Source organism: Nocardioides houyundeii, assembly GCF_002865585.1.
Lineage (GTDB): Bacteria > Actinomycetota > Actinomycetes > Propionibacteriales > Nocardioidaceae > Nocardioides > Nocardioides houyundeii.
Genome location: NZ_CP025581.1, coordinates 3,026,632 through 3,051,745 on the forward strand (window position 1 = coordinate 3,026,632; position 25,114 = coordinate 3,051,745).

At 68.1% G+C, this 25,114-nt stretch carries 26 protein-coding genes and 1 pseudogene; 13 read left to right on the forward strand and 14 right to left on the reverse strand.

Going from position 1 to position 25,114, the window contains the following annotated elements; all coding sequences use genetic code 11:
* Nucleotides 1-57 precede the first annotated feature (57 nt).
* The 4 genes and pseudogenes from C0R66_RS20330 to C0R66_RS14470 all read right to left on the reverse strand — a co-directional run.
* Nucleotides 58-1,140 (reverse strand): annotated as a pseudogene (locus C0R66_RS20330) (ABC transporter permease); the annotation flags it as partial.
* Between the two features lie 14 nt (nt 1,141-1,154).
* On the reverse strand, nt 1,155-2,111 hold the full coding sequence (locus C0R66_RS14460; RefSeq protein WP_199286695.1) for an ABC transporter ATP-binding protein: 957 nt from the start codon (nt 2,109-2,111) through the stop codon (nt 1,155-1,157).
* Nucleotides 2,112-2,130: 19 nt separating this feature from the next.
* On the reverse strand, nt 2,131-2,649 hold the full coding sequence (locus C0R66_RS14465) for a Dps family protein (protein WP_101525299.1): 519 nt from the start codon (nt 2,647-2,649) through the stop codon (nt 2,131-2,133).
* Nucleotides 2,650-2,742: 93 nt separating this feature from the next.
* A complete protein-coding gene (locus C0R66_RS14470) occupies nt 2,743-3,426 on the reverse strand; it encodes an AIM24 family protein (protein WP_101525300.1) in 684 nt (227 codons plus the stop codon).
* Nucleotides 3,427-3,618: 192 nt separating this feature from the next.
* Here C0R66_RS14470 and C0R66_RS14475 point away from each other — a divergent pair, with 192 nt between their 5' ends.
* From C0R66_RS14475 to C0R66_RS14490, 4 genes are read left to right on the forward strand one after another with little or no spacing between them, the layout of a single operon-like run.
* Nucleotides 3,619-3,924, forward strand: a complete 306-nt coding sequence (locus C0R66_RS14475) for a WXG100 family type VII secretion target (RefSeq protein WP_101525301.1) — start codon at nt 3,619-3,621, stop codon at nt 3,922-3,924.
* A complete protein-coding gene (locus C0R66_RS14480) occupies nt 3,921-4,217 on the forward strand; it encodes a WXG100 family type VII secretion target (RefSeq protein WP_101525302.1) in 297 nt (98 codons plus the stop codon). Before C0R66_RS14475 ends, C0R66_RS14480 begins: the two co-directional genes overlap by 4 nt.
* A complete protein-coding gene (locus tag C0R66_RS14485) occupies nt 4,214-5,590 on the forward strand; it encodes an RNase A-like domain-containing protein (protein WP_101525303.1) in 1,377 nt (458 codons plus the stop codon). Before C0R66_RS14480 ends, C0R66_RS14485 begins: the two co-directional genes overlap by 4 nt.
* On the forward strand, nt 5,583-5,912 hold the full coding sequence (locus tag C0R66_RS14490; protein WP_101525304.1) for a contact-dependent growth inhibition system immunity protein: 330 nt from the start codon (nt 5,583-5,585) through the stop codon (nt 5,910-5,912). Before C0R66_RS14485 ends, C0R66_RS14490 begins: the two co-directional genes overlap by 8 nt.
* Nucleotides 5,913-6,029: 117 nt before the next feature.
* On the opposite strand, the gene C0R66_RS14495 is transcribed toward C0R66_RS14490, so the two are convergent.
* Together C0R66_RS14495 and C0R66_RS14500 are read right to left on the reverse strand one after the other, a co-directional pair.
* Entirely contained in the window at nt 6,030-6,590 is a 561-nt protein-coding gene (locus C0R66_RS14495) for a helix-turn-helix domain-containing protein (protein ID WP_101525305.1), read from the reverse strand.
* Nucleotides 6,591-6,646: 56 nt separating this feature from the next.
* Entirely contained in the window at nt 6,647-7,171 is a 525-nt protein-coding gene (locus tag C0R66_RS14500) for a hypothetical protein (RefSeq protein ID WP_101525306.1), read from the reverse strand.
* A 195-nt stretch (nt 7,172-7,366) separates the two neighbouring features.
* On the opposite strand from C0R66_RS14500, the gene C0R66_RS14505 reads away from it, so the two are divergent.
* The gene (locus C0R66_RS14505) at nt 7,367-8,800 is read left to right on the forward strand and encodes an RNase A-like domain-containing protein (RefSeq protein WP_101525307.1); all 1,434 of its coding nucleotides are present in this window, start codon (nt 7,367-7,369) and stop codon (nt 8,798-8,800) included.
* A gap of 13 nt (nt 8,801-8,813) precedes the next feature.
* On the forward strand, nt 8,814-9,089 hold the full coding sequence (locus tag C0R66_RS14510; protein ID WP_101525308.1) for a contact-dependent growth inhibition system immunity protein: 276 nt from the start codon (nt 8,814-8,816) through the stop codon (nt 9,087-9,089).
* 15 nt (nt 9,090-9,104) lie between these two features.
* On the opposite strand, the gene C0R66_RS20000 is transcribed toward C0R66_RS14510, so the two are convergent.
* Nucleotides 9,105-9,227: a hypothetical protein gene (locus tag C0R66_RS20000; RefSeq protein ID WP_277869129.1), complete on the reverse strand. Its 123-nt coding sequence runs from the start codon at nt 9,225-9,227 to the stop codon at nt 9,105-9,107.
* A 215-nt stretch (nt 9,228-9,442) separates the two neighbouring features.
* On the opposite strand from C0R66_RS20000, the gene C0R66_RS14515 reads away from it, so the two are divergent.
* The 3 genes from C0R66_RS14515 to C0R66_RS14525 all read left to right on the forward strand — a co-directional run bounded on the left by C0R66_RS14515 (nt 9,443) and on the right by C0R66_RS14525 (nt 12,905).
* Complete coding sequence (locus C0R66_RS14515; RefSeq protein ID WP_277869130.1) at nt 9,443-11,062, forward strand: APC family permease; 1,620 nt, start codon at nt 9,443-9,445, stop codon at nt 11,060-11,062.
* Nucleotides 11,063-11,172: 110 nt separating this feature from the next.
* The gene (locus C0R66_RS14520) at nt 11,173-12,345 is read left to right on the forward strand and encodes a M14 family zinc carboxypeptidase (RefSeq protein WP_199286696.1); all 1,173 of its coding nucleotides are present in this window, start codon (nt 11,173-11,175) and stop codon (nt 12,343-12,345) included.
* A 134-nt stretch (nt 12,346-12,479) separates the two neighbouring features.
* Nucleotides 12,480-12,905, forward strand: coding sequence for a DUF1501 domain-containing protein (locus C0R66_RS14525; RefSeq protein ID WP_101525310.1), 426 nt, complete (start codon nt 12,480-12,482; stop codon nt 12,903-12,905).
* Nucleotides 12,906-12,924: 19 nt separating this feature from the next.
* Here the strand turns inward: C0R66_RS14525 and C0R66_RS14530 are convergent, their stop codons facing one another.
* The 5 genes from C0R66_RS14530 to nrdR all read right to left on the reverse strand — a co-directional run bounded on the left by C0R66_RS14530 (nt 12,925) and on the right by nrdR (nt 19,011).
* A complete protein-coding gene (locus tag C0R66_RS14530; RefSeq protein WP_158648058.1) occupies nt 12,925-13,788 on the reverse strand; it encodes a thermonuclease family protein in 864 nt (287 codons plus the stop codon).
* 763 nt (nt 13,789-14,551) lie between these two features.
* On the reverse strand, nt 14,552-14,770 hold the full coding sequence (locus C0R66_RS14540) for a hypothetical protein (protein ID WP_199286697.1): 219 nt from the start codon (nt 14,768-14,770) through the stop codon (nt 14,552-14,554).
* Nucleotides 14,767-15,210, reverse strand: a complete 444-nt coding sequence (locus C0R66_RS14545) for a hypothetical protein (RefSeq protein ID WP_101525313.1) — start codon at nt 15,208-15,210, stop codon at nt 14,767-14,769. Before C0R66_RS14545 ends, C0R66_RS14540 begins: the two co-directional genes overlap by 4 nt.
* A 371-nt stretch (nt 15,211-15,581) precedes the next feature.
* Entirely contained in the window at nt 15,582-18,443 is a 2,862-nt protein-coding gene (locus tag C0R66_RS14550) for a vitamin B12-dependent ribonucleotide reductase (protein WP_101525314.1), read from the reverse strand.
* Nucleotides 18,444-18,537: 94 nt separating this feature from the next.
* Nucleotides 18,538-19,011, reverse strand: coding sequence for a transcriptional regulator NrdR (gene nrdR / locus C0R66_RS14555; RefSeq protein ID WP_101525315.1), 474 nt, complete (start codon nt 19,009-19,011; stop codon nt 18,538-18,540).
* Nucleotides 19,012-19,517: 506 nt separating this feature from the next.
* Here nrdR and C0R66_RS14560 point away from each other — a divergent pair.
* Nucleotides 19,518-19,796 carry a hypothetical protein gene (locus C0R66_RS14560; protein ID WP_101525316.1) on the forward strand — a complete coding sequence of 93 codons (279 nt, stop codon included), beginning with the start codon at nt 19,518-19,520 and terminating at the stop codon, nt 19,794-19,796.
* Nucleotides 19,797-19,926: 130 nt separating this feature from the next.
* Here the strand turns inward: C0R66_RS14560 and C0R66_RS14565 are convergent, their stop codons facing one another.
* Nucleotides 19,927-20,307 (reverse strand): LysM peptidoglycan-binding domain-containing protein, encoded by a 381-nt coding sequence (locus C0R66_RS14565; RefSeq protein WP_101525317.1) that lies wholly within the window; start codon nt 20,305-20,307, stop codon nt 19,927-19,929.
* 365 nt (nt 20,308-20,672) lie between these two features.
* Here C0R66_RS14565 and C0R66_RS14570 point away from each other — a divergent pair, with 365 nt between their 5' ends.
* From C0R66_RS14570 to C0R66_RS14580, 3 genes are all read left to right on the forward strand, one after another.
* On the forward strand, nt 20,673-21,464 hold the full coding sequence (locus C0R66_RS14570; protein ID WP_101525318.1) for a GNAT family N-acetyltransferase: 792 nt from the start codon (nt 20,673-20,675) through the stop codon (nt 21,462-21,464).
* Between the two features lie 107 nt (nt 21,465-21,571).
* Nucleotides 21,572-22,300 carry a transcriptional repressor LexA gene (gene lexA / locus C0R66_RS14575; RefSeq protein ID WP_101525319.1) on the forward strand — a complete coding sequence of 243 codons (729 nt, stop codon included), beginning with the start codon at nt 21,572-21,574 and terminating at the stop codon, nt 22,298-22,300.
* Between the two features lie 56 nt (nt 22,301-22,356).
* Nucleotides 22,357-23,088, forward strand: a complete 732-nt coding sequence (locus C0R66_RS14580) for a sulfotransferase family protein (RefSeq protein ID WP_101525320.1) — start codon at nt 22,357-22,359, stop codon at nt 23,086-23,088.
* Here C0R66_RS14580 and C0R66_RS14585 read toward each other — a convergent pair.
* Complete coding sequence (locus tag C0R66_RS14585; protein WP_241901458.1) at nt 23,082-25,094, reverse strand: ATP-dependent DNA helicase; 2,013 nt, start codon at nt 25,092-25,094, stop codon at nt 23,082-23,084. The two genes, C0R66_RS14580 and C0R66_RS14585, sit on opposite strands and share 7 nt — an antisense overlap.
* Nucleotides 25,095-25,114: the final 20 nt, after the last annotated feature.

Below are 25,114 nucleotides of genomic sequence, written 5' to 3' on the forward strand. Positions count from 1 at the left end.
CAGCAGCATCATCACGGCCGCGAATCCCAGCATGATCAGCACGGGCGTGCCGATGTCGCCCAGCCCGCCGCCGCCAGCGGTGATCCCCAGGCCCCGGAGCAGGGCGGCGACGGGGTTGAGGTCGAGCACCGGTGCGAACGCGCCGGTGGCGCTGACCGGGAAGAACGCGCCCCCGCCCACGCCGAGGACCACCGCGACGATGGAGGTGGCGATGCTCGCCTGCTCACTGGTGCGCGCCACGCGCACGATCAGGAACATCACCGAGGTGGCGGCCGCCGAGACGCAGACCACCAGGGCGCCCACTGCCAGTGGCGAGCCGAAGCTGGCGTCGAAGAGGAACCCGCCGACGGCCAGCAGCACGGCGCTGGCGACCACCCCGAGGGTGAGGCTGACGAGCGCCTTCGAGGCCACTATCCGCCACGCCGGCATCGGCATGGAGCGCAGGCGGCGCAGCGTCCCGGTCTCCCGCTCCAGCAGCAGGCTGGTCACTCCGAAGCTGACGGTGAACATCAGGAACAGGCCGGTCTGCCCAGCCACGAGCGCGGCTCCGGAGTCGAGCTGCTCGTCCGACGCCTCGCCCTCGGCCAGGGTGTACGCCGGCCCGCTCGAGGAAGCCTGCTCGGCCAGCTTGCCCAGCTGATCCTCGGAGATCCCCTCGACAAGTCCGGCCCGGGCGGCGACAGCGCCGTGAGCGAACCGGTCGAGCACCCCGTCGACGACCGAGAGCACGATGTCCGACTCGATCCCGGCCTCGTCGCCCCGGACCGCGTCGACGGTGACGGGCTCTCCGGACTGCGCGGCCTGGCCGAAGCCGTCGGGGACGATCAGCGACATCGCGGCGTCACCGTCCTCCACCTGCTGACGCCCCGTCGCGGCGTCGACCTCGTGGACGGTGACGTCGAGTCCGCCCTGGCCGTCCAGGTCTCGGACCACGCGCGCGATGACTTGGGCGAGATCGTCGTCGGCCGGGGCGGAGACCGCCACGGTGATCGGCTTGAGCTCGATGTCGTCGGTGTTGCCGAAGACCAGGTTGAACACGAACATCAGCGCCAGCGGCACCACGAACGCGAAGATGAGGACCGACCTGTCGCGCACACGCTGGCGCAGGTCGGAGAGGGTGAGGGTCAGCAGCTGGCGCACGGTCGTTCCGAGCCCTAGTCCCTCAGGGCCTTGCCCGTGAGGTGCAGGAAGACCGACTCCAGGTCCGGACGCGAGACCTCCACGTCGGAGAGCTTGACGCCCAGGTCGGCTGCGGTGCTGACCACGTCGGCAACCAGCGCGGCGGCGTCGCGCACGGCGAGGGTTGCCGAGTGCCGGTCGGCGTCGACCCGCTCCACTCCCGGGATGGCACGAAGCTTCTCCGCGGCTGCGCCGACATCGCCGCTGCCGCCGATCCTGATCGTGTCGACCCCTCCGGTGAGGCGGATCAGCTCGTCCCTGGTGCCCTCGGCCTGAAGCACACCCGAGTCGATGATGCCGATCCGGTCACAGAGGCGCTCGGCCTCCTCCATGTAGTGCGTGGTGTAGAGCACCGCCATGCCTTCGACGGCCAGCGCCTCGACGGACTCCAGGATCGCGTTGCGCGACTGCGGGTCCACGCCCACGGTGGGCTCGTCGAGGATCAGCAGGGTCGGCTGGTGCAGCAGCCCGATGCCGATGTTGAGCCGGCGCTTCATGCCGCCGGAGTACTCCTTGCTCAGGTCCTTGGCGCGGTCGGTGAGGCCGATCAGCTCCAGCACCTCGGCCACCCGGGAGGTCAGGCGCGCGCCGCCCAGACCCTGGAGCCGTCCGAACAGCAGGAGGTTCTCGCGCGCGGACAGCTCGGGATAGATCGCCAGGTCCTGCGGCACCAGCCCGAGGTGCTTCTTGGGCTCGATGGCACGGGGCGTCATCTGTCGTCCCGCGACGGTGACCGTCCCCGAGTCCGCCGCGATAAGCCCCGCCACCATGGAGATGGTGGTGGTCTTGCCCGCGCCGTTGGGGCCGAGCAAGCCGTAGGTCTCACCTGGGGCGATGCGGAACGAGACGCCGTCGACCGCGGTCAGCTCGCCGAAGCGGCGGACCAACGACTCGACGACGAGCACGTCGGCCGGCGCGGGGTTCTGGCTCACGCGCCGACTGTAAGGCAACTCACTCGTGCATGGAGCGAGGGATGCTGCTGTTGGCGATCCTGTTCTCGGAGTCGATCATCCAGGCCAGCTGCTCGATCCGCTCCAGCACGGTGTGCAGGATGTCGGCCGAGGTGGGATCCTCGGCGTCGACGTCGTCGTGGATCCCACGCGCGGTGGCGGCGACGGCGTACAGGGCAGCCACGATCGCGTCGACGGTGTCGGCGGTGTCGATCTCGTCGCTGGGCAGCTCGGGCAGGGTGCTCTTCGCGGCCACGGTCTTCACTCGCGCGTCAGGGGTGACGTAGATGGCGCGCATCCGCTCGGCGATGTCGTCGGCGAAGCCGCGGGCCGCGTCGACCACCTCGTCGAGCACGAGGTGGGTGTCGCGGAAGTTCTTGCCCACCACGTTCCAGTGCAGCTGCTTGCCCTGGAGCTGCAGGTCGGTGAGGTCGACCAGGAGCTGCTGCAGGTGATCCCCGAGCTGCTGGCTGGCCTGGAATGCGGGGCGGGCGGCGTGCTTGCTCATCGTCTGGGTCATGACCGCAGTCAACACTCTTTTTTGGAATGATTCCAGAAAGGTGAGCCTGCCCTTAGCCGCCCAGCACCACCAGCGGTTGTCCTCCGAGGCCCCTCAGGAGCCGCTGCCGTGGCTGTGCGGCGGGACGACCGGGCCCTCGGAGGGCTGGACGACCACGATGCCGGGACCGTGGAAGGAGTACTGGAAGGCCTCCCCCGTGCCGCCGCGGAGCATGGAGCGCATGTTCATCGAGCTCACCACCTGCGGGGTGAGGCCGGCCGACCAGCAGACGGCAGCGTTGATGTCCACCGCCGTCGGCGTCTGCGAGCAGTCCAGGATCAGCGGTGGGCCGTCGCTGGTCAGCGCGACAGTGCCGGTGCCCTGGATGAGGGTGTTGAACATGCCTCCGGTCATCATCCCGGCGCCCTTGACCCGGTGCACGTCGTACTCCAGGGAGGCGTCCATCGCCAGCAGGCTGGAGCCGTTGACCGAGAGCCCGTCGCCCTCGAGGTGCACCAGGAAGATGTCCTTGGCCGCGTCGGCGAAGAAGACCTCCCCCTGGCCGGCGACCGTCATCAGCGGGGTGTCCTCGGAGGTGACGAGTCGCCTCATCATCTTGCCGAGCGAACCGGCCGACTTGTGCTCGAAGCTCACCTGCCCCTGGTAGGCCACCATCGCGCCCTTCGCGGCGAGCACGGGCTCGCCGAGCACCGCCCGGAGGGTCTTGCGGTGGTGCAGGGAGAACCGCTCGGCGGTGGCCCTCTCCTCGTTGACCTGGTCGAAGAGCTCGCTGCGCATGGGACACCTCCGGGGTGAGGCGACCCCCCTGGTCGCCGATGACCCGACAGTAGTGGTGCGGGCGGACGTTCCTGGCCCGTTCGGAACAGGGTTTTGCACAGGCCGGGCGTCTCGCACCGACGCCGTCGCCGAGAAAACGCAAGGATCTGACCAGTCCTTGCCGGCGCTCGCCGGTCCTACTCGGGAGGTCCCATGAGCATCCAGCTCGACCATGCCCACGTGTCGCGGGCGACCGACAAGCTCGTCTCGCGTGCCGCCGAGATGGCGGCGCGTCGCGCCCAGATCGAGGCTTCGGTCGAGTCCCTGATGACCGGCTGGCGCGGTGAGGCGGCCGCCCGCTTCGCCGCCTTCTGGGAGGAGTGGCGGGAGAGTGCCGACGCCGTGATCGACGGCCTGTCGACCGGGGTCGAAGGGGTCCGGTACGCCGACTCGCAGCTCTCGGTCGCAGACACGGGCTCCGGGGACGCCCACACGCGGATGCGGGGCCGACTCGGATGACCGCCTTCCGGGTCGACGTCGAGGAGCTCCGCCTGGTCGTGGCCGAGATGACCGCCTGTCAGGCGGCGCTCGACGACCTGGTGGGTGACGCCGACGCCGTGACGAGGGACCTGCACGCCGAGTGGTCCGGACTGGCCCGCGACGCCCACGTCACGTCGTACGCCCGGTGGCGCGGGGAGTTCGCCGACATGACCCAGGCGCTCGCCGGGATCCGCGACCTGGGCGACACCGCACAGGCCAACTACACCGCCGCAGTGGGGGCGAACCTGTCGATGTGGGGGCAGGTCCGGTGAGGCTCGCGGTCGACGTCGTCGGGTTCACCGACGCCGCCGAGGCCTGCTGCTCGGGCAACCAGATCACGGCCATGCTCACGCAGTCGCTCTCAGGCAACCTCTCGGGGTACGCCGGCATGGCTGGCGACGACGCCATGAGCGCCGACTTCGCAGCCGAGTACGACGCCGCAGCCCGCGAGTCCCTCGGCGCGCTGGTCGAACTGACCTACGCGTTCAGCAGCCTGTCCCGACTGCTCGCCACCTCAGGGGACAACCACGGACGAGCCGAAGCCGCAGCCGCCGCACGCGTGTACAACGCCGACACCTCCCGGCCCGCGAGCCACTTCGTCCACTACCGACCACCCCCACCCCCCTCCAGCCTCGGGGCCAACAACCCCGACCTCCAGATGGTGCAAACCTGGATCCTGGACCACGTCGAAGGATTCATCTGGCCCGGCGCCGACGTCCACCAACTCCTCGCTGCCGCGGCCACCTGGCAATCCACCGCCTCCTCGATCGCCGACCTGGAGCACCAGTGCGACCAGGCCATCACCCTGCTCGAACGCCAGCACTCCCCCGAGGTACCCCTCGCCACCACCGCCCTGACCGACCTGCGCTCCCTGATCGGCCAGACCGCCCAGGAGATGCACGCGATCGCCTCCTCCTGCGAGGAGTACGCCGAAGCAGTCCGCACCACCCACGAACGCACCCTCGCCCTGATCAACGAGATCTGCCAGATGATCGTGGAGGGCGTCGCCTTCTCCGCAGTCGTCGGCCTCCTCTCCTCCGGCATCGGAGCAGGCGCCGCCGGGACCGCCGCCATGGCCCGGATCGCCGCCCAAGCACCCCGATTCCACGCCCTCCTGATCACCCTGCGAGTCACCACCACCAAAGCCGCCACCCGACTCCGCCAAGCAAGCAACCGACTCGACGAGGTACGCCGACGAGCCGGGAAGTACCCACGGGTACGGGACGAACGCGGGTCCTTCCGGTTGCCTGGAGGAGGACGGTCATCAATCAAGGCTCAAGACAGGATTGGTGGCCACATCGAGGAGAGGCACATCGGCAGAAACGTGGATCAACTCGCCACCCGCGCACGCGAGGAAGAGCTTGAGTTTGCCTCATCCTTCAAGACGTATAAGGACGCAGACAGAGCCCTTGACAGGGTTTTTGAGAAGCACGCTGAGCAAGTGCAAGACTGGCTGGCGAACGGTAAGAAGTCCCTGCGGATCAATGCCGTCCTGCCCGAGGTGGTGGGCGTCTCGGTCGACGCGGCCGGCAACGTCCGTCACGTCACGGGTGTGCGAGTGATCTTGGTTCGAAGCAACGAGACCGAATCCGGATATCGAGTTGTTACGACCTTCCCCCAACCCACAGGAGTGGGCAATGCTTGAGGACCGGTACCCAGCGCTATGGCATTTCCTCGGGGCCTACTTGCACCAGGACTGGAGGGATCAGTACAGCAGCCCGCAAGAAGCGCTGCTCGACCTGCTGGATGGCGACCCGGAGGAGGCTCCGGCGCTCATCGATGAGATCGACGATCTGACGACCTCGGCCAGCACTGAAGAACTCGATGACTTGATCGTTGAGCTGGGATCCTTCTACCGCCCCTCACGCGACGGCACGGACGCTCGAGAGTGGCTAAACGAACTGCGTGGACTCACCGTGGATGCGATCAGCGCCTCCTCCACACGCGAGGGCAGAGAGCGTACTTGACCTTTATGGCCCGTTCTCGGGACTTCGTTCCACCCCTCGGTGGCAACGTCATGCACGTTGTTTGGAACGGCCCGCCAGGAGTTCGATGATCCGGCGGTCGGTGACACAGCGGTGAGGTCACGACCGCACGTGCATGCGCTCCCCCTGCGGGCCGAAGATGGCCAACACCTCGGCGGGCGTCGGACCCGGATTTCCGATCCAGTGCGGGGTCCGGGTGTCGAACTCCGCAACCTCCCCGGGTTCCAGGAGGAGGTCCCGGGTGCCGAGGACGAGCCTGACCCGACCACTGAGCACGTAGAGCCACTCGTACCCCTCGTGGGTCTGCAGGGTCGGCTGCGAGGCACTCTCGACCGGCATGATCATCTTGAACGACTGCAGGCCACCCGGCCGACGGGTCAGGGAGAGGAACGTCCGCCCGTGCCGGGTGACCGGTCGGGGGCGGATGCGCGGGTCCCCCGTCTCCGGGGCGTCCACGAGCTCGTCCAGAGCGACCCGGTGCGCGCGGGCCAACGGCAGCAGGAGCTCCAACGTCGGCTTGCGCTGGCCGGACTCCAGACGGGACAGCGTGCTCACCGAGATCCCGGTCTCCGCGGCGAGGTCGTTCAGCGTCGCCTCGCGCTCAAGCCGGAGCTGGCGCAGCCGTGGCCCCACGCCCCGCAGGATGTCGTCGTCTGCCATGTCATGACCTTGCCAGAGCGGCAACGGCGGTTGTCAACGAGGAGCGCAACGCACGTTCAGTGCGAGGCGTAGCCGAAGTCGGCTCGGAGGCCCGACTGCACACCGTTCGCCTCGAGAACTTCGGACGACTTCTCCACCACCCGGCGCGAAGGCCAGACGTGGAGGCCCATCAACCCCAGGCCGATCGCTGCTCCGAGCAGGTAGAGCAGGTAGGAGCCGTCCATGAAGGCCAGGACGATCCCGAGAAGCACCGGCACCTCGGCCATGGCGAAGCGCACGAACGTCGCCGACTGGTAGCGGCCCCGGGCCACGGCGTTCGCCTCGGCCTCCATGCCCTTCCCCAGCGGGTCCATTCGATAGCCGACCGTCGGAACCAACGCCAGGAGGGCGGCGCCGACCACCAGCAGCAACCCGACCCACACGACGTCCGGGCTGGCGGTCGTCCAGCTCTCGTCCGTCTCGGTGTCGGCAGAACCGATGAAGGCGAGAACCACGGCGATCAGCACCGGAGCGCTGATCAGGGCACTCGCCAGAATGCGGTGGGTCTGGGCGAACGGCACGACGGCGGGCTGCGTGGACATGGCGGCAGTCTTGCTCACTCCTGCTGCGATGCGGCGCAGACTCCGCGAGGACGGACGAGCCGGTTATCCACAGGTGACGGTCTCGGGGCCGCCCTGCCCGGCCGGAACCCGCAAGGATCGGGAGCGATACCGGGCCACAGGGGGCGGCAACATGGGGAAGACACGACCGGACGTGCATCGAGCGGAGCAGCTCCAGTGAGGCTCGCGGTCGACGTCGTCGGATTCAGCGATGCCGCGGCAGCTTGCCGCTCGGGCAACCAGATCACCGCGATGGTCACCGAGTCGCTGGCAGGCAAGCTCCAGGGATACGCCGGCATGGCCGGCGACGATGCCACCAGCACCGACTTCGCCATCGAGTACGACGCCGCAGCGGACGAGTCGCTCCAGGCTCTCGTCGAGCTGACCTACGCGTTCAGCAGCCTCTCACGGCTCCTGGCGGTGTCGGGCGACAACCACGGTCGGGCAGAAGCTGCCGCGGCCGGGCGAGTGTGGAACGGCGACACCTCCCACTCGACCAGCGGCTTCACGCACTTTCGTGCCTCAGCACCACCGAGCAGCCTGGGCGGCAATCCTTCGACTCTCAACACGGTCGAGGCCTGGATCATCGAGCACGTCGAAGGATTCGTCTGGCCGGGCGCCGACATCGACCGGCTCCTGGATGCCGCGGCCGCATGGCGCTCGGCTGCAGATTCCGTAGGCGACCTGGAGCATCAGTGCCGGGAAGCCGCCGCCCTCCTCGGTGGCCAGCAGTCCCCCGAGGTCCCCCTCGCCACCGCTGCTCTGACCGAGCTGCGCGCGTTGATCCAGGACACCGCCGGCGCCATGCTCGCCACCGCTGCTCTGACCGAGCTGCGCGCGTTGATCCAGGACACCGCCGGCGCCATGCTCGCCATCGCAACGTCGTGCCAGGAGTACGCCGAAGCGGTCCGGAACGCTCACCAACGCACCCTCGCGATCATCGGCGAGATCTGCCAGATGGCCCTCGAGGGCGTCGCCATCTCCGCGGTCGTAGGGCTGCTCTCCTCCGGTCTCGGAGCGGGAGCCGCCGGCAGCGCCATGATGGCCCGCATCGCGGCGCAGACGCCCCGGTTCCACGCACTGCTAGTCACTCTGCGCGCTGCCTCCACCAAAGCCGCGACCAGGCTGCGCGAGGCCCGCAGCCGGATGGCCCAGGTGCGTCAGCGCGCAGGCAAGTACCCGCGAGTGCGGGACGAACGGGGATCGATCCGACTGCCGGGTCCTCCCTCCGGGACCTTCAGGAGCGGCTGGTTGATCAGCCACGAGGCACCACCCGGTCACACCTTGCGTGATCACGCGAGGAGATCTATCGAGGAACTCCTTGAACAATGCCTGAGACACAAAAAGAAGCAGGCTTCGTCCTTCCCATCCCAGCTGGACGCGGAGCGTTTTGTTTCGCGGGCCATCAAGGACAACTGGAATGACATTGACGCGTGGCGTCGAAGTGGGAACCCCAGATCCTTCCCGCTGACCAAGGACATGGGGGAACCAACGGGCGTTACTGTCACGAAGGACGGATCCGTGACCTACCGGTCCGGCGTGCGGGTCGTCCTCATACCCAACGAGTCAATGCCACACGGCTGGCAGGTCTTGACTGCTTACCCGAACTAGGAGGACACCCCACATGGATCCCCTGACGTATCTGCTTCAGGCCTACTTCCACGAGGACTGGTCGCACACGTTCCAGACCTGGGAAGAGATCCTTGACGAGTTCCTCAAGGAGGATTCCGCACTGATTGCCCGCGTTCCCGAAGAGATCGACACGTTGCTTGCGCGCATTGGAGACGACGCGGAGCTTGAGCGCACGCTCATGAGCATGGGCCTGGCGTACGACCCAGATGAAGGTGACCGGGCATGGCTGGAGGCCGTGCGCGATCGGATCGTCAGCTCGCTCCGCTAAGCACACACGAGGGCATCAGTTCGCCAGCATCAACGCATCGTTCAGGTCGGCGTTGGTGGCAATGACTCCGACGTCCTCGCTGCCCGCCCCTGCTCTCGGATCAAAGACTTTCCCCTCGCCCGGCCAGGTGCGGAACACGCTGAGCGAGTCTGACCGGTGGAGATTCCTTGTAGACCTCGGCCAGATCGGGACCACGCTGATGTTCTCGCTGCGCTGACCATCGGCACTCCTCCGAGACGTCCTTGCACATCAGCCAGGGGCGACGAGAGGCTCGAGGGCCTACTCGGGGGTAGTCGTACTTGACCCGGTCGAGGACCACACCCAAGGGCAGACCGCCGCTACCTTTTAAAGTGATGGACGAGCAACAAGCTCCCAATCGATCGATTGGCACTCTCGGGTTGACCTTCGTCGCAATCGGCGGCGTCGTCGGCTCCGGAGTGCTGTTCGCACCGCTGTTCGCCGCACAGCAGGCCGGTCCGGCGGCCATCCTGGCCTGGCCGATCGCCGCGGTGATGCTGATCTCGGTCGCGCTGGTTTATGCCGAGGTTTCCGCCATGCTGCCGGTCGTCGGGGGTCTCGGGCTGCTGCCCACCTTCAGCCACGGGCAGGGGGTCGGGATCGCGATCAGCTGGGTGGCCTGGGTCGGGTACGTGACGGCCGCACCGATCGAGACGCAGGCCACGCTCGAGTACGCCAGCAACGAACCGGCGTTCGACTGGCTCTTCGTCGCCGCGACCTCCTCCAACGGAGAGAGCGCGCTGAGCCTGGGCGGGATCGTCGCCGCGGCGATCGTCCTCGTCGCCTTCACCGCGCTCAACGCGTTCGGGGTGGCACTGTTCGCGCGGATCAACACCGCGCTGACCTGGATCAAGCTGATCATCCCGCTGGTCATCACCATCGCCCTGCTGACGCACTTCTCCACCGCTCCCATCAGGGAGGAGGGATTCGCTCCCGAAGGCGTCGACGGGGTGCTGAGCGCGATCACCACCGGCGGAGTGGTCTTCGCGTTCCTCGGCTTTCGGCACGCGCTTGACCTCGCCGGTGAGGCACGACGGCCCCAGCGCGCCATCCCCGTCGCCCTCGTGGGCGGGATCCTGATTTGTGCCGCGCTCTTCACGGTCCTGCAGCTGGGCTTCATCGGCGCGGTCGACCCGACCGAGCTCGACCGCGGCTGGGCCCACCTGGACCAGGGCGGGGCCAACGGTCCCCTCGCGGCGATCCTGTCAGGCCTAGGCATGGCCACGCTGGCCAAGCTCGTGGTCGCCGACGCTGTGCTGGGGCCGTTCGGCGCAGGCCTGGTCTCCACCGCGTCCAGCGGGCGACTCACGGTGGCGGTCGCCGAGAACGGCCTGTTCCCGCGGGCTGTGTCCGTCTTCTCGCCCCACGGTGTCCCGCTGCGCGCGATGGCGCTGAATCTGGTGGTCGGGTTGGCGCTGCTGCTCGCCTTCCGCGACGGCTGGTCGGAGCTGCTCGCCTTCAACTCCGGAGCCATCGTGCTGTCGATGTGCCTCGGCCCGATCACCGTCGTCGCGTTGCGCCGTCAGGTCCCGGATCGGATCCGCCCGTTCCGGCTGCCCGCGCTGCCTGTGGTGGCACGGTTCGCCTTCGTCGTGGTCGGCCTCATCATCTACTGGACCGGTTGGGACACGATGATCAAGCTGACCATCCCGATCGTCGTCGGTGTCGCGGTCCTGTCCTGGCGGATGGTTCGCGACGTGGACCTGGCACGCTCCCTGGCGCCGCGCTCCCTGGTGTGGCTGGGTCCGTACTACGCCGGTCTGCTGCTGCTGACGTACGTCGGCCGGTTCGGCGGTGGCCGGGAGCTGCTGCCCAACGGTGTCGACATCATCGCCGTCGCTGTGTTCTCGCTGATGATGTTCGAGTGGGGAGTGCGCTCGGCACTCCCGGACGCGGCAGCTGCGGCCGCCGTCGCAGGGGTCCCGGAGGCTCCTTCAGGCGCAGCGCCGCACTGATCCATGGCGCTCCAACCGGCGCGCGCTTCTTCGCTCGATGGTCTTGCCTACTGGCGAGTCATGCCCGAGGGTGTGCGCACCTTTCAATTCTCGGACAGAAGGAACTCTCGGTGACTACACGTCGACTCTCAGCCCTTGCCCTTTGCGGGGCACTCACTCTCACCGCCGCCGGCCTGACCGTCGGAGGCCCGGCGCAGGCCAAGCCGATCACTTCCCACTGCGGGACCGAGGCCGGCGGCAACTCGGCCGGTTTCGTGAACCACTCCCAGCTCACCTCCGCGCTCGACAAGATCGAGCGCACCAGCAAGGGCAACGTGCAGGTCGACGTGATCGGCCGCAGCAACCAGGGGCGGGAGATCTACTCCGCCCGGGTCGGCACCGGCGACACCGTGATGCTCGTGCAGTCCCAGATCCACGGCAACGAGAACCACGGCACCGAGGCCCTGCTCAACATGCTGCAGCAGCTGGGCGGCAACAGCCCGGCCGCACAGGCCACCCGCGAAGGGATCACGATCGTCGCGATCCCCCGACTCAACGTCGACGGGGGCGAGCACCAGCACCGGCAGAACGACCAGAGCTGGGCTCAGACGGTGGCTCGGTTCCCGCAGCTTGCCGGCTCGGCGCCCGCGTGGAACTACAACGCCGGGGTGCCCGGCTTCGACACCAACCGCGACTTCAACCCCGACCTGGACTACGTGCCCCAGCCCGCCGATCTCCCCGGCAACAGCGGGTCGGTCGGCTGGTACCTGACGCCGGAGGCACAGACCGTCCGTGAGGTCTACCGCGACCTGGAGCAGGAGTTCGGCACGGTCGACTACTTCGTCGACCTGCACAACCAGGGCCCGTGCTACCTCGTCGAGGGCACCAACCGTCTCTCCACTCTGTCGATCTCGGGGCGGTTCATCGCCGACCCGGCCGAGCACGGCACCTGGCCCGAGTTCGACTACGACGCCTCGCGGCGCGCCAACGTCGCCATCTACGACGCCCTGAAGAACCGCGCCGGCAACGGCTCGGGATTCGGCGACGTCACCCTCTACCCGCAGGACACCGACCTGCCCGGCACCGCGCTGGGCTCCTTCGCCCTGCGAGGCAGCGCCACCGTTCTCTTCGAGAGCAGCTCCCAGACGCAGTCCACCGGGCTGAAGGGCAACGGGATGCTGACCAAGCAGATCGAGATCGGGCTGCAGGGGCTGATCGACTCGATCGTCGACGGGTCCGTCGACTCGCTCAACCCGAACGCGTACGAGGCCATCCCCAACCGGATGCCGGTGCCGCGCAGCTGAGGCACTGATCCGCGGAGGTACGCCGCTCGCCGGCGTACCTCCGTATCGGGGACAGCTGGGCGACTTCGGACCGGACCCTGCACCCGTCGCTGGGCCCGCTGGCGGACTGGTGGCGGACGGGCAGAGTCGCCGCCGTGCACGCGGCCGGCCTGCCGGCCCGCAACCGGTCCCACTTCGCCGCGATGGAGGAGGTCGAGGACGCCGACCCGACGTCGTCGCTGCGTGTGGACTGGCTCAACCGCCTCGCGGATCTCGGCCCACACCTGGACCGCACGACCGTCGTGGTGCTGAGCGAGTTCGGCCGTCGGACGGAGGAGAACAGCAGCATGGGGCTCGACCACGGCTACGGCAACGCCATGCTGCTGGCCGGAGCCTGCGTCGTCGGCGGGCGGGTGCACGGCACCTGGCCGGGGCTGACTCTGGGCAGCGACGCCGACCTGCTCGTCACCACCGACTATCGCGATGTCCTGGCCGAGGTCGTCGCGACCAGGTTCGGCGTGTCCGCCGCTCGGGTGTTCCCAGGCTCTTCCCCCGCACGTGTCGGCGCGATGCGAGCCTGACGAACGGGCGCGGGTCCGGTCAGCAGGGGCGCCAGGTCTTGCCGCCCGGCGCATAGCAACGGGGGCCGTTGTAGACCGGATAGCTGGGCGACTTCGTGACCGGAGACTTCTGCGTCGGCTTGGGCTTCGGCTTGCGTTGCTCCGCCCGGGCCGTGCGCCACGCACGGGTCTTGGCGGTCCGCACGGTTGCGATCGCTCTCGCCAGCGGCTTGCGGGCGGCGCGGATCCACGTGCGCAACGTCGGACCGGGCAGGCCGTACCTCGCGGCCCTGATCTTGTTCAGCGCCGCCTTGGTGGCGGCGAGACTCGCGATCACCGCGGCGTACTGGGTCTTGGTCTGAGCAGGCATCGCGCGGGCCTGCGCCACCTTGGACCGCACCTCGTCGAGGTGGCCCGCCGGCGTGCAGCCGAGTCGCGGGTCGAAGAAGCCGACTCGATCCCGAACCGCGGCCTTGCTTGCCCGCACCACCGCCGGGTAGTGCGCCCGGTTGGGAGCGATGTTCACCGGGACGCCCAGGCCGTTTCTCGCCAGCGCCACCGACAAGGACTTTCCCGACTTCCCACGCACGACCGCGAGGACCCGTCCGTACGGATCGAAGAGGCCCTTGTCGTAGGTGAGGGCCGGACTGGTGCCGGGACGAAGCTCCCGCTTGGTGAACGCGGTCGCCTCAGCGCTCAAGCAGGTGCCCACCTCCGGGGTGTCGACGTTCAGGAAGCGGATACGTCCCTCCGCACCGTCCTCCCACGTGCCGGCCACGGTGTCCCCGTCCACGACCCGATCGACGGTGAACCGTCCTTCGCCCGGGGCCGCATGAGCCACGCCCTGCACGCTCATGACCACCACTGCCAGCGCCACGATCGCGCTGATTCTGCTTAATCGCACAGAGTTCTCCTCGTCCTACGGATGAGCTCGCACGGTACGTCGACCTGTCTAGACCACGCAGACGAACGGAGTCGATGTGGGGAGGGTCACGAGAGCAAGGGCCGCGCCTGGCTGGTAGCGGGCTCCGACGGGGGCGTCATGGCTGAGGCATGAGCGAAGCTCATCGCAAGGCCCTTGCACGACCGCGGTCCTGATCACGGCGTACTGCTCGTCGGTCAGCTCGCCAACCACGTGCGCGACCTCCACCTGCGCGAAGCTCTCGGCGGGATCGTCGAAGACGCCCTCCATCTTGACCTGGATGATCTCGAAGCGGGACAGTCACTCGGCGGCGACGCCGGGGACCGTGGAGACGAGCCACGCGATCAGCGGGGCCACCTCCTCGACCTCCACCTCGCCGTCGTTGACCTGTTGCAGCAACCTGTTCAGCTCGCTCATAGTCCTCCTCCCACCGGGCTAGACCGGGACAGACTGTGAACGGCCAAGAGTCCGGTGGGCTACGGGGTGGTGCGAAGTGGCACTCGTACGGAGTAGGTGTCGGGGTCGTTCCCGTCGACCTTCGACCTTCGGTTGCCAGACGGGTGACCTAGGACCTGAGGCGGCTCTCAAACGCGTCCACCCGGGTCTCGATCTGCACGACGGTCCACTCCTGTCTCGACCAGCCGCGTCCCGCGAGGTACGGGACGGTAACGGCGGTACACGCGCCAGCCGCCGGAGCTCGGGCGACACTCACCCTAGGGACTTCGGCGGAGCGAGGCCCGCGCTGTCAGTCGCCGATACCGAGCCGCTTCGCCACGTCGTGCCCGCCCACGCGGCGGACGGTCTCGGGATCGCCGACCACGACGAGGACGTCGGTGGCCCGGGACATCCCGACGTACAGCCGCTTCTTCGCCCGATCGCGCGTGCCGTCCTCGTTGAGGCAGAGGACGACCGCGCGGCGCTGCAGCCTTAGAGGAACGGAACGGCATCGGCAAGTCAGCGTCATGCACCTGTGCCTGTAGGAAGGACCGTCGTGGTCGTACTGAGAACAACGTGAGCGTTAATAGCCGAAGATGTGGACGGCACGCACATTGGTGGCATTGGCGTCCATGAGAAGGTTCCCAAGCGCTTCACGACAGCGCTGTACTCCCGCTTGGGTGTCATACGGTGGTTGTGCTTGAGCGCCTGCGGAACCATCAGGAACAGGAAGTCCGCGTGGCGGCACAGATGACACTTCCACATGTCCAACAGGTCCATGTTGTTCGTGGTGGTCTTCCCCCGTTCGACCTCGAGGAGGACGCCGCTCTTGCCCACAGCGCGGTAGTAGTCGGGGCGGAGCTTGTTCTCGTACTCCAAGAACAGGCCCTTAGCCTCGCTCGTGAAGCCCAGTTCCAGGGCGTAGGGCAGGAACGTTGCCTGCACCTCGGCGCTGGAGATGCCGGGCATGTTCGCCCTCGCCAGCAACTCCCGGGCAGGGCGGGTATTGAGGTGGGCGAGAAGCTGGTCACTCAGTTCCTCGACTGCGCGGACTCCTCGGTGTCGGCCCACTTGTCGAGTGCGTAGATCGTGCGTTTGGTCCCAGTGTCCACGGCGCAAGCTTCGGACGGTCCCGAGTCCTTGTCAGATGATTCTTCTAATTGATCGTCACCGACTCGAAGCATGAGCGACACCCGCCGTATGGGGTGGCTGGTGGATTACTTCGAACTCTTGGCATCAAGACGCACGGGGGTGCCAACATGAGTCAGCGCCCGAACCGGAAGACGACGAAGTGCCCCAAGGAATGAATTCCTTGGGGCACTTCGACGTTCTACTCAGGATCAGCTGCAGCCGCTGGTGCTTCCGCACCCTTCGCACACGTAGCACGACCCAGCCGGACGCATCTTGGTCCCACAGGTCATGCACAGCGGGCTGTCGACCGCCGTACCGGTGAGCTTCTCGAAGAGCTCAGCGGAGGTGCGCGCCTCACCCGTGGTGATCTTGGCCGGCACCTCGCGGGCCTCGGCACCGTGGGTGTCCTTGGTCTCGACCTCCTCGAGGTTGAAGGTGTCGGTGTCGGACTTGAGCGCCTCTGCCTCGCTGATCTCGACGATCGGCTCGTAGGAGCCGGTCTCCAGGTGGCGCTGGCGCTCCTCGGCGGAGTAGATCCCCAGCATCGACCGCTCCTCGAAGGACATGTAGTCCAGGGCGAGACGACGGAAGATGTAGTCCATGATCGACTGGGACATCCGCACGTCGGGGTCGTCGGTGAGGCCGGCGGGCTCGAAGCGCAGGTTGGTGAACTTCGAGACGTAGGTCTCCAGCGGGACGCCGTACTGCAGGCCGATGGACACCGCGATCGAGAAGGCGTCCATCACGCCGGCCAGGGTCGAGCCCTGCTTGCCCAGCTTGAGGAAGACCTCACCGAGCTCGCCGTCGTCGTGCGCACCGGAGGTCATGTAGCCCTCGGCGCCACCGACGGTGAACGACGTGGTCCGGGAGACGCGCGACTTGGGCAGGCGCTTGCGCGTCGGGGCGTAGACGACCTTCTCGATGACCTTGGCCTCGACGGGCTCGGCCGCCGAGGAGGCCTTGTTGGAGTCCGTGCCCTTGTTCTCGCCCTTGCCGCCGGAGAGCGGCTGGCCGACCTTGCAGTTGTCGCGGTAGACCGCGGTCGCCTTGAGGCCGAGCTTCCACGACTGCAGGTAGATGTCCTCGATCTCCTCGACCGTGGCGCTCTCCGGCAGGTTCACCGTCTTGGAGATGGCACCGGAGAGGAACGGCTGGCAGGCAGCCATCATCCGCACGTGACCCATCGGGGCCAGCGCCCGCGCACCCATCGCGGTGTCGTAGATCTCGTAGTGCGCGTTCTTCAGCCCGGGAGCATCGATCACGTGACCGTGCTCGGCGATGTAGGCGACGATCGCCTCGATCTGCTCGGGCTGGTAGCCCAGCTTCTTCAGCGATCGCGGAACCGTCTGGTTGACGATCTGCATCGAGCCGCCGCCGACGAGCTTCTTGAACTTCACCAGGGAGAAGTCGGGCTCGATGCCGGTGGTGTCGCAGTCCATCATGAAGCCGATGGTGCCGGTCGGCGCGAGCACCGAGGCCTGCGCGTTGCGGAAGCCGTTCTTCTCACCGAGCTTGATGACCTCGGCCCACGCCTTGGTGGCGACCTTGTGGACGCGGCCGTCCTCGGTGTGCAGCACGCGGACCTGGTCGTTGGCGGCCTGGTGCTTGCGCATGACCCGCTTGTGGGCGTCGGCGTTGCGCTCGTAGCCGGCGTACGGACCGACGATCGAGGCGAGCTGCGCCGAGCGCTTGTACGACGTACCGGTCATCAGGCTGGTGATGGCGGCGGCCATCGAGCGGCCACCGTCGGAGTCGTAGCCCAGGCCCATCGCCATCAGCAGCGCGCCGAGGTTGGCGTAGCCGATGCCGAGCTGGCGGTAGTCGCGGGTGGTCTTGCCGATCGGCTCGGTCGGGAAGTCGGCGAAGCAGATGGAGATGTCCATCGCGGTGATGATGAACTCCACCGCCTTCGCGAACAGCTCGGCGTCGAAGGTGTCGTCGTCCTTGAGGAACTTCAGCAGGTTCAGCGACGCCAGGTTGCACGAGGAGTTGTCCAGCGACATGTACTCCGAGCACGGGTTGGACGCGGTGATCCGCCCGGTCTCGGGGTTGGTGTGCCAGTCGTTGATGGTGTCGTCGTACTGCAGACCCGGGTCGGCGCACTCCCAGGCGGCCGTGGAGATCTTGGTGAACAGCTCACGAGCGTCGACGGTCTCGATGACCTCGCCGGTGCTGCGCGAGCGCAGGCCGAACTCGGTGCCGTTCTCGACCGCGTTCATGAACTCGTCGGTGACCCGGACGGAGTTGTTGGCGTTCTGGTACTGCACGGAGGTGATGTCCTTGCCGCCCAGGTCCATGTCGTAGCCGGCGTCGCGCAGGGCGCGGATCTTGTTCTCCTCGCGCGCCTTGGTCTCGACGAACTCCTCGATGTCGGGGTGGTCCACGTCGAGCACGACCATCTTGGCCGCGCGCCGGGTAGCGCCACCGGACTTGATGGTGCCGGCGGAGGCGTCAGCGCCGCGCATGAAGGAGACGGGGCCCGACGCGGTACCACCGGAGGAGAGCAGCTCCTTGGAGGAGCGGATGCGGGAGAGGTTGAGGCCGGCGCCGGAGCCGCCCTTGAAGATGAACCCCTCCTCCTTGTACCAGTTGAGGATCGAGTCCATGGAGTCATCGACGCTGAGGATGAAGCACGCCGAGACCTGCTGCGGGGAGGGGGTGCCGACGTTGAACCAGACCGGGGAGTTGAACGAGAAGTACTGGTTGACCAGGAGCCAGGTGAGCTCCTCCTCGAAGACCTGCGCATCGGCGGTCGTCGCGAAGTAGCCGTTGTCGATCCCGGCCTTGGTGTAGGTCTTCACCACGCGGTCGACGAGCTGCTTGAGGCTCCACTCGCGCACGTCGGTGCCGACGGCGCCGCGGAAGTACTTGGTGGTGACGATCGTGGAGGCGTTCACGCTCCAGAAGTCGGGGAACTCCACGCCGCGCTGCTCGAAGACGGTGTCGCCCGTCTTCCAGTTGGTCTGGACGACGTCGCGCCGCTCCCAGGTGATGGCGTCGTAGGGGTGGGTGCCTTCGGTGCTGAAGACGCGTTGCATCTTCAGACCACCCTTGTTCACCGTCTCGGTCATGAATTCTCCTCAGTCACTGCTGCGTCGTTGCATCGGTCTCTGCTGTGGTGCGCCCGGCACGCCGCTTCCCCACGACGTGCCGGGCAGTATCTGGTCAGCCCGTGGGCTGAGGTGCGGTGGCTGAGCGCTCTGCGCGCAGCCACTCGATCTCGTTGGCGAAGTCCTCTGCGCTCTCGAAGGCGCGGTAGACGGAGGCGAACCGCAGGTACGCCACCTCGTCCAGCTCGCGGAGCGGGCTCAGGATCGCGAGCCCGACCTCGTGGGCGGGCACCTCGGCGTACCCCTCGCTGCGCAGTGCGTCCTCGACCGCCTGCCCCAGGCAGGCGAGCTGGTCCTCGGTGACGGGCCGGCCCTTGCAGGCCTTGCGCACACCCTGGATCGCCTTCTCCCGGGTGAAGGGTTCGGTGGCACCAGAACGCTTGAGCACCATCAGCTGCATGAGCTCGACGGTGCTGAAGCGCTTGCCGCACTCCTGGCAGGTACGACGGCGGCGGATCTGACCACCGTCGTCGGAGACGCGGGAGTCGAGCACCCGGGTGTCGGTGTGACGGCAGTAGGGGCAGTGCATGTCGGGTGTCTCCTCTCGGCCCGGTGTGGCGTCATCCGGGCACAGCAGTAAAACCCTGCTCTCAGGGTTAACGCCTGTGGATGACGGCCTGTTTCCTGTGGATGAAACTGTCTGTGCTGTGGGCGAACCACCCGGTCCCTGTGGACTAGATGTGGAGAACCACAACGGTGTAACTACTAGATGTAGTGGTAACCGTACGTCCCTGGCACAACGCTTGGCAAGCGGAACCGCCTTTCTGGGGCCACGGGTTTCCGACGCCCGAGCGCCTTCTGACAAACGTGCAGGTCAGACCCAATATCGGGTAGGAAAATCGGTCTGGACCGCGCCGGGCAACAGGTACCGACCTCGCTGGCCGGGCCTGACACAATGGCCGGCGTGGCGACGGGCAAGCGGGCAGGATCGAGACGGGCAACACCTTCCTCGACGCGTTCTGCCTCGTCCATCGACCCGAAGGTCGTGGGGTACGCCGGGGGATCACCGCCTGCGTCGTCGCGTGGGGGTACCTGGTGTACGCCGCCATCGACTTCGGCAGCGCCGCCAGGTCGGGCAGTGGCGGCGGCTGGGCACTGTTGGTGCTCGCCTCCATCGGCGCCGCGGCCTGTCTCTTCGTGGGCCTGATGCTCGCCACTCGCCTGTCGTCGGCACTGGGCTTCAGCTCCTCGCCGAACAAGCCGGCGCCGAGCGACCCTGCGACGACCCCGGCCGACACCATCGAGATGACTGCGGAGCCGCCGAAACCGGCCGCACCTCGCCCGCCGGGCGGAAGGCGGATCTCTCGCAAGTAGCGAATTCAAGGGGCGGGCTCAGCGCGTGAGCCCGCCCCTCGTCTTCCCCTATCCACCGCTCGGGGTCGAAGCGAGCGGTGGAAGCTATTCAGTTGTGGATCCATGGGGCCGCGCGGGCGCGCAGCACGGGTCAGTCAGCGAGCGGGATGCGCAGCTTCTGCCCCAGGGTGAGCATCCCGGAGTCGAGCGCGTTCAACCGCTTGATCTCCGACATCACGCTGGGAACGTCGCCGTCGACGGCGATCTCCGACGCGATCCCCCACAGGGTGTCCCCCTGGCCCACCATCACGACCTCGGTGGGTGCCGGCGTGCCAGCCTCGTCCGTCGCGACCGAGCGGGAACCGAAGAAGACCCCGGCGACCAGCACGGTCAGCAGGATCGCGGCCACCACGACCACTCGCCCACGACGCGTCAGGCGCACACCCGTGGACCCCGGCGCCTGACGGGCTGCCACAGGCAGGTCACGACCGAGGCGAAGCTCGCGAGTGGGGTTCAGCGTCATGGTGCTCATGGGGACCTCCGGGGGAAGTGTTCAGCCGGTTGGCTTGTGTTGATCTCATGTCTAGTGATCTCCGCCGACAGTCCTGATCTGCTGGACTACGAGGAGTCGATCAGACGTTCGATCGAACACATGTACGAAGTTAGAGCACATGTTCGAATGAATCAAGCATCTGTGCGAACAAGTGTTCGAGCGTGTCGCGGCCCCCCACGACCCCTCGACGTGCTCGAAGCGCGCCCGGTTCTCACGCGCTGAGCGCAGATGCTCCGCGAAAGCGGGGAAAATGCACCACAAAGCCGGCGTTGCCCAGCGGATCACCTCGATGTCATCAGTTTGAGGCATGCAACTGTCTAGGCAGCCCCCCTAGCGTCTCCCGCATGCGAGACACGCTGACCACGCCGATGGCGATCATCGAGGCAGACCTCGAAGCTCTCCAGCAGGCCATGTCCCTCTCCCCCGTCTTCCAGACCACTCACGAGCCGGACGCACTCCTGTACTGGTCGCACCTGCCTCTTCCCGCGGGCAACGTGATCACGCACGCGCGCATCTCGGCGCGTGACGTGCCGACCCGCGTCCCAGCGCTCCTGGGGCCCTACCTCGAGCGCGGACTCCCGTTCCGGTGGGTCACCACCCCCAAGACCACCACCCCGGCGCTGGAGGCAGCCCTGGCGCAGGCCGGCATGGTGCCTCGCGAGAGCCCGGCGATGTACCTGGCGCTGCAGGAGACCGTCGATCCCGGGACCCCGGACGACGTCTACATCGACGTCGCCTGGCCCGACCACCTCGAACCCGTCAGCTCCATCCTGTTCTCCGGCTTCGGCCTACCCCGAGGCACTGAGGCCGAGCACCTGCAGTTCCTCGACACCCTCGACCCTGCCGACACCCAGTTCTTCATCGCCCGGAGCCTGGTCACCGGCGAACCGCTGGGCGCCAGCACCATGCACCGCCGCGGCACCAGCGTGATGCTGGCCAACGTCAGCACCAGCGAGCACGCCCGGGGCCGGGGCATCGCGAAGGCCCTGTGCGCCACCATGCTCAACCGAGCCGCGCACACCGAGGCGCTGACCGCCACCGTGCTCTCCAACGACGAGGGCTACCAGGTGTACGTCGACCTGGGCTTCCGCACCAAGTTCAACGTGGTGACCTGGGAGTGGCACCCGCAGACCTGAGGCAACCAGAGCCGAGGCAACACGCCGTTCGAACAGGTGTTTGAACTCCGGTCCGGTGCCGACTACGGTGAGACCACCGAGATCGCACCACACCAGGAGGACACCGGATGGCCAACCCGCGCGAGACCAAGGGCAAGGTCGTGGCCCTGCCCGACGGCCCTCCCGACGCCACCGGCCTCACCCCGCGGCAGCAGCGGGTGCTCTCCACCATCAAGGACGCGATCGAGCAGCGTGGATACCCGCCGAGCATGCGCGAGATCGGCCAGGCGGTCGGCCTCACCAGCTCCAGCAGCGTGGCCCACCAGCTCAAGGTGCTGGAGGAGAAGGGCTTCCTCAAGCGCGACCCCAACCGGCCCCGGGCTCTCGAGGTGTTCCTGCCCGAGGTGATGGCGGCCCGTCGCGCCATGAGCAGCGACGAGGAGACGATCTTCGACCCCACCGGTGTCGGCGACGCCGCGCCGGCCGCCCGCTACGTGCCGGTCGTCGGTCGGATCGCCGCCGGTGGCCCGATCCTGGCCGAGGAGCGCGTCGAGGACGTCTTCCCGCTCCCGCAGCAGCTGGTGGGCGACGGCACGCTCTTCCTGCTCGAGGTCTCCGGTGACTCGATGATCGACGCCGCGATCTGCAACGGCGACTACGTCGTGATCCGGCAGCAGCCCGAAGCCTCCAACGGCGAGATCGTCGCCGCCATGATCGACGGTGAGGCCACGGTCAAGACGTTCCAGCGCAAGGACGGCCAGGTCTGGCTGCTCCCCCACAACGACGCCTACGAGCCGATCGACGGGACCCACGCCACCATCCTGGGCAAGGTCACCGCGGTCCTGCGACGGGTCTGAGCCAGGGGCCCTCGCCACTCCGGAGACGAGGCGGCGGGTCGTGTAATCTCACGGCGGTGCGACGAAGCCGACGAGATGCCGAACCCGCCGACCTCTCCTCCGAGCAGTTCCGCACCAAGCCTGACGACCGGTTCAAGCTGACCGACGAGAGCCAGACGCTCCTCAAGGAACTGGACCGCCACAGCGGCGCGTCCCGCCGCCTCTCCCCGTTGAGCTACAACCTCACCGTGGGCCACGAGCACCGGTTCATCTGGTTCCGAGTGGCCAAGGTGGCCACCCGCACGATCCGCCACCACTTCACCACCCATGGGGTGCCCCTGGACGTGGACCACGCGATGCGGATCCGCTATCCCATCGACGTGTTCGAGGACTACTTCAAGTTCGCCTTCGTCCGCGATCCGCTGGACCGGTTCGTCTCGGCCTGGCACAACAAGGTCGTGGACATGAACTACTTCCACTTCGACGAGCCCACGCACCGCAAGATGCAGGACGTCGAGGAGTTCGCCCGCTGGGTGGCCGACCAGGACCTCGGCCAGGTGCCGGGCACCGACCAGCACCTCGCGCTGCAGACCCGGCTCATCGACCTCAGCCAGGTCGACTTCGTGGGACGTCTGGAGACCTTCGACGAGGACTTCGCCGAGGTCTGCCGCCGCGTCGGCGCACCGGCGGTGCCGACGGTGGCCCAGAACCAGACCGGCTCCCCTGGCAGCACCCGTGAGGTCTCCGACTCGCTGCGCAGCATGGTCGAGGCGATGTACCGGCGGGACTACCAGATCCTCGGCTACTGACCCGAGCCGCCGGCCAGTCGGGTCAGCGCCTTGCGCACCACCTGCGGGTCGGTCGTGGTCCACATCGGCGGCAGGCTCGCCTTGAGGAAGCCGCCGTACCGCGCGGTGGCCAACCGGGGGTCCAGCACCGCGACCACGCCGCGGTCGGTGGTGGTGCGGATCAGCCGCCCCGCACCCTGGGCCAGCAGCAAGGCGGCGTGGGTGGCCGCAACCTGCATGAAGCCGTTGCCCCCGGCCTTGTCGGCCGCGCGCTGCCGAGCACTCATCAGGGGATCGTCGGGCCGCGGGAACGGGATCCGGTCGATCAGCACCAGCTGGCAGGTCTCGCCGGGCACGTCGAGGCCCTGCCAGAGGCTGAGCGTGCCGAAGAGAATCGTGTGCGGGTCCTCCACGAACTGCCGCGCCAGCTCCGGCAGCTGCGCCTCGCCCTGGGCCAGGGTGGTCAGGTGCGGCAGCCGCTCGCGCACCGCCTCGGCGGCGGTCTCGGCGGCCCGCCGTGAGGAGAACAGCCCCAGCGTGCGTCCCTCGGCCGCGTCGATCAGCTCCACGATCTCGTCGAGCTGGGCCTTGCCCAGCCCGTCGCGTCCCGGCGGCGGCAGGTGGCGGGCGACGTACAGGATGCCCTGGCGCCCGTAGTCGAACGGCGACCCCACGTCGAGGCCCTGCCACGGCAGCGCACCCTCGGCCTCGACCTCGGGCGCACCGGTGTCGATCCGCTCGGACGGCTTGAGCCCGACGCTGCCCGCGACGGTGTTGAAGTCGCCCCCCAGCATCAGCGTGGCCGAGGTGAAGACCACGGTCTTGTCGGTCAGCAGCCGGTCCCGCATCTGGCCCCACACCTGCAGCGGCGCGATCGCCAGCCGGGCGGGGATCCGGTCCCGGGCCTCGTTGAGCCACATCACGTCGGAGTCCTTGCCCGCCGCCATCCGCTCGGCGGTGGCGAAGACCTCCTGGGCCATGCCCTTGGCCTGGGTGCGGGCAGCGTCCACGTCGCCGCCCTCCTCCTTGCCGAAGGCCGAGGCCAGCGCCCGCGCCGCGTCGCGCACCAGCACCAGGGCGTCGGAGAGCTGGTCGGTGCGCTGGTCGATCCGACCCGGGGGCGTCATCGCCAGCGCGTCCGCCAGCGCGTCCGCCGCGTCCGCCAGGTCGTCGGCGGGACTGTTGGCGCCGCCCCGATCCGCGACGTACTTGTTGGCCCGACGCGCGGCCCGCTCCACGTCGTTGACCGCCAGCTCGTCCGTCGCGGCCTGGGTGACCCGGGCGGTGAGCTCGTGGGCCTCGTCGATCACCACCACGTCGTAGTCGGGGATCATCGGGACCCCCTCGATGGCGTCGATGGCCAGCAACGAGTGGTTGGTGACGATCAGGTGCGACTTGTGGGCCTTCTCCTTGGCGCGCTCGGCGAAGCACTCGGCGGCGAAGGCGCAGCGCGCGGCGCCGAGGCACTCGCGGTGGTTCACGCTGACCTGGCGCCACAGGCGGTCGTTGTGCCGCGGCGCGTTGTCCCGCTCGCCGGTGCCGCCGTTCTCGACCTCCTCCTCGGCCCAGGCCCGCAGCTTGAGCACCTCGGCACCCATCGTGCCCTCGGGCACGTCCACCAGGACGCCCTGGTCGTCCGGGACGCCCTCGCGGATGCGGTGCAGGCAGGCGTAGTTCGAACGACCCTTGAGCACGGCGTACGACGCGTCGAGCCGGTCGCCGACCGCCTCCACCAGCCGCGGGATGTCCCGCTCCACCAGCTGGTGCTGCAGCGCCAGGGTGGCGGTGGCCACCACGACGCGCTGCCCGTGCAGCAGGCTCGGGACCAGGTAGGCCAGCGACTTCCCGGTGCCGGTGCCGGCCTGGACCAGCAGGTGCCGGCCGTCGTGCATGGCCGTGGAGACGGCCTGAGCCATCTGCACCTGCCCCGCGCGCTCCTGACCGCCGAGCGCCGTGACCGCAGCGCCGAGCACCTCGGTCACCCGGGAGGTGTCGTGGGGCTCCTTCTCAACGGGGACATCAGGCACCCGAGCACACTATCCCTGCC